Source organism: Halogranum rubrum (genome assembly GCF_900114455.1).
GTDB classification, from domain to species: Archaea; Halobacteriota; Halobacteria; order Halobacteriales; family Haloferacaceae; genus Halogranum; species Halogranum rubrum.
The window spans coordinates 1,647,009-1,656,961 of sequence record NZ_FOTC01000001.1; the positions used below are offsets into that span (position 1 = coordinate 1,647,009).

General features: G+C 63.2%; 9 protein-coding genes and 1 rRNA gene. 3 read left to right on the forward strand and 7 right to left on the reverse strand.

All coding sequences use genetic code 11. From position 1 onward, the window contains the following. Positions 1–76: 76 nt before the first annotated feature. The 3 genes from BM083_RS08220 to BM083_RS08230 are packed head-to-tail and all read right to left on the reverse strand — an operon-like array spanning position 77 to position 3,579. Positions 77–1,249: an MFS transporter gene (locus BM083_RS08220; RefSeq protein ID WP_089868192.1), complete on the reverse strand. Its 1,173-nt coding sequence runs from the start codon at positions 1,247–1,249 to the stop codon at positions 77–79. Continuing rightward, on the reverse strand, positions 1,246–2,478 hold the full coding sequence (locus BM083_RS08225; protein WP_089868195.1) for a molybdopterin molybdotransferase MoeA: 1,233 nt from the start codon (positions 2,476–2,478) through the stop codon (positions 1,246–1,248). The genes BM083_RS08220 and BM083_RS08225 overlap by 4 nt, the downstream gene beginning before the upstream one ends. Before the next feature lie 57 nt (positions 2,479–2,535). Then, positions 2,536–3,579 (reverse strand): alcohol dehydrogenase catalytic domain-containing protein, encoded by a 1,044-nt coding sequence (locus BM083_RS08230; protein WP_089868198.1) that lies wholly within the window; start codon positions 3,577–3,579, stop codon positions 2,536–2,538. An 85-nt stretch (positions 3,580–3,664) separates the two neighbouring features. Here BM083_RS08230 and BM083_RS08235 point away from each other — a divergent pair, with 85 nt between their 5' ends. Beyond that, entirely contained in the window at positions 3,665–5,047 is a 1,383-nt protein-coding gene (locus tag BM083_RS08235; RefSeq protein ID WP_089868200.1) for a uracil-xanthine permease family protein, read from the forward strand. A gap of 45 nt (positions 5,048–5,092) precedes the next feature. Here BM083_RS08235 and BM083_RS08240 read toward each other — a convergent pair whose 3' ends face one another. The 3 genes from BM083_RS08240 to BM083_RS08250 all read right to left on the reverse strand — a co-directional run bounded on the left by BM083_RS08240 (position 5,093) and on the right by BM083_RS08250 (position 8,615). After that, positions 5,093–5,857, reverse strand: a complete 765-nt coding sequence (locus BM083_RS08240; RefSeq protein ID WP_089868203.1) for a cyclase family protein — start codon at positions 5,855–5,857, stop codon at positions 5,093–5,095. 136 nt (positions 5,858–5,993) lie between these two features. Then, entirely contained in the window at positions 5,994–6,755 is a 762-nt protein-coding gene (locus tag BM083_RS08245) for an IclR family transcriptional regulator (RefSeq protein ID WP_049893807.1), read from the reverse strand. Between the two features lie 669 nt (positions 6,756–7,424). Further along, entirely contained in the window at positions 7,425–8,615 is a 1,191-nt protein-coding gene (locus BM083_RS08250; protein WP_089868206.1) for a redox-regulated ATPase YchF, read from the reverse strand. 151 nt (positions 8,616–8,766) lie between these two features. On the opposite strand from BM083_RS08250, the gene BM083_RS08255 reads away from it, so the two are divergent. Next, positions 8,767–9,048, forward strand: coding sequence for a DUF8124 family protein (locus tag BM083_RS08255; RefSeq protein ID WP_089868210.1), 282 nt, complete (start codon positions 8,767–8,769; stop codon positions 9,046–9,048). Between the two features lie 57 nt (positions 9,049–9,105). Continuing rightward, complete coding sequence (locus BM083_RS08260) at positions 9,106–9,501, forward strand: hypothetical protein (protein ID WP_089868212.1); 396 nt, start codon at positions 9,106–9,108, stop codon at positions 9,499–9,501. 153 nt (positions 9,502–9,654) lie between these two features. Here the strand turns inward: BM083_RS08260 and rrf are convergent. Further along, positions 9,655–9,776 (reverse strand): 5S ribosomal RNA (gene rrf / locus BM083_RS08265). Positions 9,777–9,953: the final 177 nt, after the last annotated feature.

Below are 9,953 nucleotides of genomic sequence, written 5' to 3' on the forward strand. Positions count from 1 at the left end.
CCATGAAAAGCGTTACCCCACCGCGTAGAACGCACGGGACACACAGAATACGCGAGGCACCCACGACACGCTGCGGTCAGCGAACACCGAGCGACACCGACCAGAGGACGGCGACGCCGACGACGGTCACCGTCATCACGGCGAACCCCGGTACGTACGAGGCCGTCTCGCTCAATAGACGACCGACGAGCCAGGGATACGCGAGCGCACCGGCGTTGCCGACGGCGGTCATCCCGACGAGCGTCACGCCCGGTTCGTCGCCGAGGTTGGCGAACGCGAGACTGAACAACGGACCGAACGGAAGACCGAACCCCGCGCCCGTCGCGACGAGCGACGCGAGGAGGAGCGTCCGACCGCCGGTCACGAGTCCGACGGTGACGCCAGCCAGCGTCACCGCGAGGACGACGAGCGAGCAGAAGGCCGCAGTCGACTCGCCGAGTCGGCCAGCGAGCAGGCCGCCGCCGACGCGGCCGAACACCGTCGCCAACGAGAACCCCGTGAGGACGGCGAGCGTCGGCGCGCCTTGGACGCCGGCGAGCACGTCACTGTACCACGTCGTCGCGACGATGAGAAAGCCGAAGGCGGCCATGTTGCCGAGACCGAGCGTCATCCCCGTCGCCGACCGGAACGGCGCGAGATACCGACCGAGCGAGAGCAGCGGCCTGTCCCCGACGGGCCGGATTCGGAGTGTCACCGCCCCGCCGACGAGCGCGAGCACCACCGCGACGGCGACGGGTCCGGCAGGACCGGCCAGTTCGACGGCGTCGGGGCCGAGTGCGACACCGGCGGCCAGACCGAGCGTGAACAGCGCGCCGAGCGCACCCTGCGTCGTCGCCGTCGCCGACCCACTCGTGCGAAGGCCGCCGTAGGTCATGCAGGCGACGAACGCGACACCCATCCCGAGACCGAGGAGGAGTCGTGAGAGATACACCGCACTCAGCGTGAGCGTCGCGCCGAGTGCCGTCCCGAGTGCGCCGAGGACGAACCCGCCGGCCGCAACCCGGTGAACCGGCCACGTTCGGGCGAGATAGTCCGCCGGGAGGACGGCGAGCAGTTGCCCGAAGAGGTAGACGGTCATCCCGAATCCGGCGGCGTCCGGCGACACGCCGCTCTCGATGAGCAGCGGAACGACGGCACCGTACGCGCCGACGGCGAGTCCGAGACCGAACAGCCCGGTACCGAGAGAGGCGACGGCCTGCCACGGCACCGTCTCGGTCCCGCGTCGGTCGACGTGAGCGCCCGCGCTCATTCGAGAACCGTGTACGGCACGACGCGAACCGCGTCGCCGGCAGAGAGCGCCTCGGTCGTCACGACGAATCCGTCGGCGCGAGTCGCCCGCGTCGACGACGAGAGCACACTCGGGTCGAAGGTGTCCGAGTAGACCGACAGGGGCGAGTCGACGTGTCCTAGCGGCATCGCCACCGTCTCGACGCTCTCGGCGCCCTCGTCCAGCGAGACGGGAACGACGTACTCGAATCCGGAGGGGCCGAGTCCAACGTCACACGCGAGCGTCGCTTCGACGGTCGGCAGCGACGCGTCGCCGGTGAAGAACGGACGGGCGACGAGCGACGCGATGGTGTGTGCGCCGACGGGTTTGCCGGGAATCGCGATGCCGACGGCGTCTTGGTCGGGGAGACGAGCGACGGCGATTGGCTTCCCCGGACGGACGCGCACTCGGTGGAACAGCACCTCGCCGAGTGTCGAGAGCGCGCGGATGACGTGGTCTTTGTGTCCGACGCTGGTCCCGCCCGTCGTCACGACGACGTCGTGGCTCTCGGCGGTGTCGGCGACGAGCGACTCGACGCGGTCGTACTCGTCGGGGGCGCTTCCTTCGTACACTGCGTCGTGGCCCCACGCGCCGACGAGTCCCTGGAGCATCGCGGAGTCGAGGTCACGGCTGACGCCCTCGTGAATCTCGGTGCCGGTGGCGACGACGCCGACGGAGAGTCGCTCGTACACCTCGACCGTCTCGTGTCCCAAGTCACCGAGCAAGATGGCGTCTTTCGGGCCGAGTCGCTCGCCGTCGACGAACAGTTCGTCGCCCGCGTGGAAGTTGCTTCCGCGCTCGTAGACGTAGGTGCCGGGGGTGACGTCGGGTCCGGACTCCAAGACGTCGCCCTCGACGGTCGCGTCCTCGCGTTTGATGACCGCGGTGGCACCGCGAGGAACGGGTGCGCCGGTGGCGACGCGGACGGCCTGCCCGGCGTCGAGTGTACCGGGGTCGGACTCGGGGAACACCTCGTCCGCGCGGAGGTCGAACGGGTACGTCCCGCGAGCGTCGAAGGCGAACCCGTCCATCGTGGCGTGGCTGTGTTTCGGGGCGTCGGTCTCGGTGACGATGGACTCGGCGAGGACGCGGCCGCCGACGTCGGCGAGCGCGACTGTCTCGGTGTCTCGGGTGGAGACGAACTCCTCGCGGAGCGCGAGTACCCGGTCGACTGCCGTCTCTCTTTCCAGCATGTCGTCGTGGTCGTGCATACCACTCGAAGCGTCGTGAGGAGTGAAAACTGTTCGGCTCACCCTCTTCTCGCCGAATCAGGGCTCCAAAATCGCCATCCCGTGGTGGTCACCACGGCGGATTCGCTCGTGGAGTGCCGGAACCTCGTCGAGCGAGACGCGGTCGGTGACGACCGGCGAGATGCGGCCGTCGGCGAGGAGGCGTGCGGCGCGCACGACTTCGTCTTTCGTCGCGTAGCGCGACCCGAGGAACGACGCCTCCTTGACGACGAACTCCTTCATCGGCGGGTCGAACGTCCTGTCGTGGTGCGTCGTCAACGAGACCACCTGACCACCCATCGCCAGTGCCTCCCACGCGTCGGAGAGGGTATCGAGGTCGCCGACGGTGTCGACGACGACGGACGGTCCCGCGCCCTCGGAGAGTTCTCTGAGGGTCCCGGTGAAGTCGTCGTCGCGTGCGTCGACCGGCGTCACAGACTCGGGCGTCGCGGCGTCGACGTGCGCGAGACGGTCTTCGTCGACGTCGGCAGCGAGGACGCGCGCGCCGCGGCGTGCGGCCAGTTGTGAGAGATGGACTCCGACGCGCCCACCCGCGCCGACGACGAGGACGGTGTCGGTGTCGTCGACGGCGGTTCGGTTACAGACGTGGAGCGGCGTGGCCAGACCGTCGGCGGCGATAGCACCCATCTCGAAACTTGCCTCGTCGGGCAGTGGAAGCAGGTTGCTCGCGGGGACGACCGTTCGTTCGGCGTACGCGCCGTCGCGGTGGACACCCAACCACCCTCCGAAGTCGGCACACTGTGCGGTGTCGCCACGACGGCAGGCGTCGCAGGTCCCGCAGGTGAGATAGAAGTAGCAGAGGACGCGGTCGCCCGGTTCGACGCTGTCGACACCGGGGCCAACCGCTTCGACGACGCCCGCGAACTCGTGACCCGGAACGCGCGGGGTGAACGCCGGGTCGTCCGAGAGACCGCCCTGTATCGCGTTCTCGATGGTTCGCGTGACGCCGCAGGCGCGGACGTCGACGAGCGCCTCGCCGGGGCCGGGGTTCGGAAGGTCGATGCTGTCTGTCGTGAGTTCGCCGCCCCACTCGTCGAGGACGACGGCGTCTGTCTGTGGCACGCAGTGTCGTATGTAACCGATTTTGATAACAGTACTGGCGCTGGAGTAACAGTTATGACCCGACCCACACATGATACCGTGTACCATGACAACTGCAGATAGTTCAGTCGGTGCGAGTAGTTCGTCTCCGACCGATATCGTCGAGTACGACATCGAAGACAAACCGCCTGCTAGTGAGGCGGTGCCGCTTGGCATCCAGCATCTCCTCGCCATGTTTCTCTCGACGGCGGCGCTCCCAATCGTCATCGCCCGGGCCATCGGCCTCGGGGCGGCCGACACGACGTTTATCCTCCAGATGGCACTGCTCGTCGCCGGCGTCGCCACTATCGTGCAAGCGTACCCCATCGGACCAATGGGTGCACGGCTTCCCATCGTCATGGGGACGAGCGCCATCTTCGTCGCGCCGCTCATCGACGTCGGGAGTCAGTTCGGCCTCGCGGCTATCTTCGGGGCGGTCATCGTCGCCGCACCGGTCGAGGTGCTCATCGGCTACTTCATCGACGACGTTCGCGGGCTCTTTCCGCCGCTCGTCACCGGCATCGTGGTGATGCTCGTCGGCCTCACGCTCATTCCCGTCGCGATGGACTACTCCGCGGGCGGCCCCGGTGCGGCGACGTACGGCAACCTCGAAAACATCGGGCTCGCGGCGCTCGTGTTCCTCATCGCCATCGGCTTGAATCAGTTCTTCGACGGCTTCCTGAAGATGGTGAGCGTCCTTATTGCAGTTGTTGTCGGCTACCTCGCGGCGATTCCGCTGGGACTGCTCGACCTGAGCGGCGTGGCGAGTGCGGGATGGATTTCGATTCCGATGCCGCTCTCCTACGGCGTCGCCTTCGAACCGAGTGCGATTCTGGTCGTCGCCTTCGCGTACATCATCACCGCTATCGAGACCATCGGTGACGTGTCGGGAACCACCGAGTCGGTCGGCCGCGACCCGGAAGGACGAGAGCTGAAAGGTGGCCTCGTCGCCGACGGCGTGATGAGCGCCGTCGCGGGTGTGTTCAACGCCTTTCCCAACACCTCCTTCTCGCAGAACGTGGGTCTCATCAGCTTCACCGGCGTGGCGAGTCGCTACGTCGTCGCGCTCTGCGGCGGGATGCTCGTCGTCCTCGGGTTCGTCCCGAAAGTCGCCGCGCTCATCGCCGCGATGCCGAACCCGGTGCTCGGTGGCGCGGCAATCGTCCTGTTCGGGATGATCTTCTCGGTCGGGATTCGAATCGTCACTCGCGGCGTCGTGCTGAGCCAGCGGAACCTCACCATCATCGCGACGTCCATCACGCTCGGTCTCGGTGTCGAGATGCGTCCGGACGTGCTGTCGAGTCTCCCCAGCGAGGTACAGCTACTCGCTGGGTCGGGACTCATCGCTGGCGGCGTGACGGCAGTCGTGCTCAACGTCGTACTGCCCGCAGACGACGCGGTCGAGACGTCCGACGCTACCGTCGCCTCGACAGACGGTGGACAGGAGTAACGACGCGAACAAAAAACGGGAGAAGTTGGGGGTTCGAGTTTTCCCTTACTCTTCGGTGAACGCGACACAGCGACAGACGCTGGACTCGCCACCCTCGAAGCGCCACGGGAAGGTCCCGATCTGACAACGCTCGTTGAGCAGATTCTCGGGGACCTGCGCGTTCTCGACGTGGACGATGCCCTCCGGGAACAGTTCGGTGTGCATCAGCTGGTAGCCCTCCGGCGGGAAGATCTCGTCGAGGTCGTCGACGCCGAGTTTCTCGGCCGCCTCGTCGGCGAGTTCGGGGCGGACGTCACGGACGATGGTGTTCATCGGGTGGTCCGCGCTCCCGCAGTCGAGGATGAGGTAGTTGAGGTTCATGTCGCGGCACCACTCGGCGAACTCCATGTTCGGACCGGGGTGCTTACAGAAGAACGCGTGCGGATCGGCCTCCTCACGGTGGTAGGCGTACTTCTGGTAGCCCGTGTGGATGAAGAGGATGTCGCCCTCTTGGACGTCACAGACGTCTTCGATCATCTCGCTGGTGTAGACGTCGTAGTCGCCGACCTTGTCGGAAATGTCCGCGACGACGGCGTCGCCGACGAGTTCGTCCAACGGCATGTCGGCGATGTCGCGGCCGTTGCCGACGAAGTGTTTCTCACCGTCGAGGTGTGTTCCGGTGTGGTTCATGAACTCGATCTTCTGGCCGTTGACCTTCTCCGTATCGAGGCTCTTTTCGTACCAGACTTTCGGGTTGTCGTACGTCGGCCACGCAGGCGTGTCCTGCGACCACGGCTGGGTCAAATCGTGCATCTCATAGCCGTCTAGCATACATCCGACTGTTTCGGAGCAGGGACTTAACCGTTCGCCCCGCGGTAGCGGCTCTCACGACGAACCGTTGACAGGCGAGTCGTCACGACTCATCGGGAAGACGGAGGCAAACCGGTGTAGAAGTGGCTACTGGGAGCTACTGGTAAGCGATGTTGAGTTCGAGTTCGTTCGTCGCACCCAACAGGAGCGACGGGAACTCCTCTTCGAACCGCTCGCCGCGCATCCGGTTGATGGGACCGGAGATGCTCAGTCCGCCGATGACCGTTCCGTCGGCGTCGGTCACGGCCGCGCCGACGGCCCTGAGACCCTCGATGGTCCCCTGGTCGTTGATACTGTATCCGCGCTCGCGGATGCATTCGAGTTCGGCGAAGAGTTCGTCGCGGTCGGTGATTGTCTTGCTCGTCAGCGCCTCCAGTCCGTGCTGTGCGAGAATCGCTTCGACACGGGAGTCGGGCAGTTTCGAGAGGATAGCCAATCCGGCCGCGCTCGCGTGGACCGGGACGCGCTTCCCGGGGAACGAATCCGCCTTCACCGCGTGGTTGCCAGTCTTCCGGTAGACGTACACTGCACGGCCGTGTTCTTCGACCATGAACTGTGCGCGCTCGTCGGTTCGGCGCGCCAACTCGTCGACTTTCTCCATCGCCAACTGGTAGGCGGGATTTCGCGTTCGGGTGAACTCACCGAGGTCGAGGAACTGGAGACTGAGTGCGTAGCCGTCGTCAGTGTCGACGACGTACCCCCGCTGTTCGAGGGTCTTCAGGTGCCGGTGTGCCGTACTCTTCGAGAGGTCGAGGTCACGAGCGACAGTCGAGAGTCGGGCCGTACCCGACTCTCGGAGCAGTTCGATGACGTCGAGGGCCTTCTCCACGGACGAGACGGTGTTCGTTTGCGCATTCATTGTACACTATCGACGCCCCCGTCTATTCAAAGTTCCGTATAACGGGACGAATAGTAGCGCATATCTCGCCTTTGTCAGCACGAACAGCCACTCTCCGACGTGGAACGACGAGATGAAGACGAGAGAGACGCTGTTCCGCGCAGTCGAACGGCAATTGCTCGTCGTTTGGTAACGCACACCGTGAATAGGAGCGAAAACGGGGTGATTCACTCGATACAGGGTTTCTGTGGTACTGGTGGTCGATTGGACCACTCTCGTCGAGAGAGAAGTGTGCCGTAGCACAGAACGGTCGATAAAAGTCCGGTTCGAGCAACTTTTCGGCTGACAATCTGATAAATAGCAAGTAGTAGGGCTAGTACTGGCCGCACAGGTGACGATACTCGAACCAACTCGCGCTTTCTCGGCATACAGCCGAGAAAACACGGTCCCGTATCGCGGGAAACTGAGTAGCCGATTCTGGCTGACTGTCTAGTATAGTTACAACCCTACTGCTGTAATGGTGTGATGTCCAAGTATGGCCGGTAAAGCGTGGAAATAATATCTTGTTCAACAGTAGAACTGTTTATCACTCTCGTCGTAGATTATTTACTCGGGTTTTTGCCGTTCTGAGAAGAGATTCGAAGAGAGAAAACTGTAGACCGAACTGTGGTAAAACCGTAGTGTGGTTTCTTAGTTCGTCGAGACGATTTCGACGACGTCGCGATGAGAGAGGTCGTGTCCCGATCCGATCTGTCGCTTGGCGCGGCAGTCGATGCCGTGGAGGAGACCATCGCCGATGTCCGAGTGAAGGTGATACGCGAAGTCCTCCGTCGTCGAGTCTTCGGGGAGGATGAAGCAGTCACGGAAGACACCCTTCTCGTCTTTCGACCCGTTTGCACTACCGGGGAAGATAGCGATGGCACCCATCACGTCGAACAGCGCACGTTCGAGTGCGGCCTGGACGCCCGTTCCATCGTACTGAAGCATGAACTCACGAATCTGTTCGAGACCAGCCTCCTGTTCGTCGCTGATGTCGCCGACAATGTCGAAGTCGGCGTCGCCGGGACGGTAGTCGACGACGCCTGCATCGGCGGCCTTCTTCAGCGCTTTCTCCGCGTGCGCGCTCGACGGGACGAACGTGAGATGCTCGTAGTCGGGGTCGGTGGTGACCGCCTCGAAGTTCGCCTGCGCCTCAGGGGTGTCCATCTTGTTCGCGCCGATGATTATCGGTTTCGTCCGCTTGCGAATCTCGCGGGCGAGTGCTTCTCTGCCCTCCTCTTCCCACGTGTCGGGGTCGAGGTCGAGTCCGAGCGAGAGAATGATCTGTTTGATCTCGTCTTTGTTCGTCTTGAACGCGCTCATCTGCTCTGCGAGGTCGATTTCGATGTGTTTCTCGTCACCGTCGTATCCGCTGCGGTGGCGCTCGATACCCTTCTCCAAGATGTCGAGATACCACATGTCGAGTTCGTTCTCCAAGAAGTCGATGTCGTCGCGAGGGTCGTGTCCCTCTGTCGCCTCGCCTTCGATATCCGTCTTTCCGGAGAAGTCGACGATGTGGACGAGAACGTCCGCCTCGTTGAGGTCTGTCAAGAACTGGTTGCCGAGGCCCTTCCCCTCGTGGGCCCCGGGGATGAGTCCAGCCACGTCGACGAGTTTGACCGGGACGAAACGCATCCCGTCGTCGCAGTAGCCGACATTCGGCGTACACGACTCGTCGAACTCCGGTGCTGCACACTCGACACGAACGTACGCTTCGCCGATACTCGGATCGATGGTGGTGAACGGATACGCTCCCTCGGGGACGTCGTTCATCGTTGCCGCGTTGAAGAAACTCGACTTCCCCACAGAGGGTTTGCCGACCAACCCGATTTTGTAACTCATTACACGCTCTGGACGAGCGACGGTGAAAAGCCATTCTACCCAGAATACGTGTGCGAGAGAGGGTCATGCGTACGTCTCTGCGTTTCTCGATGTTCGTCTCACTTCCTCTCTCTTCGACGTCTCTTTGGCGTTCCGCGCCGAACTCGTGGCTATGAGCACGGACACGTTCGGCGTCGGTATCGGTGTCACCGAGACTGACCTCCAGTTTCTCGTCCAAGTGCCATCCGACATCGACTCTGGGTGGACAAATCCCGAAGAGTTCCAACGGTTGGTCGAGGCCGCCGTCTGGGAGCAACTCGACCAACAGGCGGTGCTCCAACAGATCGCGTCGACGACCGCTGCAGGCGAGACTGTTCGTCTCGGGACGGTTACACTAGAGCCAGATGGAACCGTAGTCGACCACTCACTCGCTGCCCCCGAAGGCGTCGAGTGACCTGAAACTCGGTTCTCGAACCGTGGCTGTTTCCTTCGTCGGCCGAGAGAAACGAGCATGGACTCGGACGAGGGTACTCGACGAACGAAACACGATGCGGATACTACTTCGTCCGTCCGAGCGGTACAGAATGCTGCACTCGAACGCGCACTTCTCTCGCCGACTGGTGATGCTGACTACGTCGCGTTCGCTGGTGCACTCGAACGAACACGTACGACTGGCCACCTGTCGCTAGCTGGTGTGGCTATCCTCGCCTGCCTCGTGAGCCTCCAACTCGACTGCGAGGAACGCCCGTCACTCGACTTCGCGACTGAACGCCCGAGAGACGAGACTCATCTCGTCGACGGTGCTATCGTCGCACTGAATCGCTTCGACCTCACGACAGCAGAGGCGGCAGCGCTCGCGAACCGCTCTGTCGAGGACTTCGAGGCGGAACTCGAACGGCGAGGCTGACGGCCCACCTTCGCGCTGTGCGCGATGGTGGGCGCACGTGTTCGTCGACGACTGTTCCTCGCTGTCTCTGACAGTGCTGCGGCTCTGCGTTCGAAATGTGAACAGCCCCGACGAGCGCTGCTGCTCGTCGAGGCTGATGAATGTAAGTATGAGTGGAGGCGGCGAAGTGGTGTTTCCAGAGGCTCTCGCACTCCAGTACTTGCCACCACGCTGGTGAGCTTAACTTCCGTGTTCGGGATGGGTACGGGTGGAACCTCACCGCTGTGGCCGCCGTAATGCCGACCTATGGAATCGAACCATAGTGATACCAATGTCGGATTCGACTTGATCGAACCTTGTGTACGTGCATTCCAGTTAGCACCTGGACCCGTGTATCGGACACGGATTTGATCCCATGCGGTATGAATGTGGCTTGGACTGTTAGTGCTCGTGGGCTAAACGCCTCGTTGCCT

Excerpts from the sequence above, each read along its gene's own strand:
- BM083_RS08220 (WP_089868192.1), bottom strand. The coding sequence starts at position 1,249 with ATGAGCGCGGGCGCTCACGTCGACCGACGCGGGACCGAGACGGTGCCG.
- BM083_RS08240 (WP_089868203.1), bottom strand. The coding sequence starts at position 5,857 with ATGCTAGACGGCTATGAGATGCACGATTTGACCCAGCCGTGGTCGCAG.
- BM083_RS08245 (WP_049893807.1), bottom strand. The coding sequence starts at position 6,755 with ATGAATGCGCAAACGAACACCGTCTCGTCCGTGGAGAAGGCCCTCGAC.
- BM083_RS08255 (WP_089868210.1), top strand. The coding sequence starts at position 8,767 with ATGAGCACGGACACGTTCGGCGTCGGTATCGGTGTCACCGAGACTGAC.
- BM083_RS08250 (WP_089868206.1), bottom strand. The coding sequence starts at position 8,615 with ATGAGTTACAAAATCGGGTTGGTCGGCAAACCCTCTGTGGGGAAGTCG.
- BM083_RS08225 (WP_089868195.1), bottom strand. The coding sequence starts at position 2,478 with ATGCACGACCACGACGACATGCTGGAAAGAGAGACGGCAGTCGACCGG.
- BM083_RS08260 (WP_089868212.1), top strand. The coding sequence starts at position 9,106 with ATGGACTCGGACGAGGGTACTCGACGAACGAAACACGATGCGGATACT.
- BM083_RS08235 (WP_089868200.1), top strand. The coding sequence starts at position 3,665 with ATGACAACTGCAGATAGTTCAGTCGGTGCGAGTAGTTCGTCTCCGACC.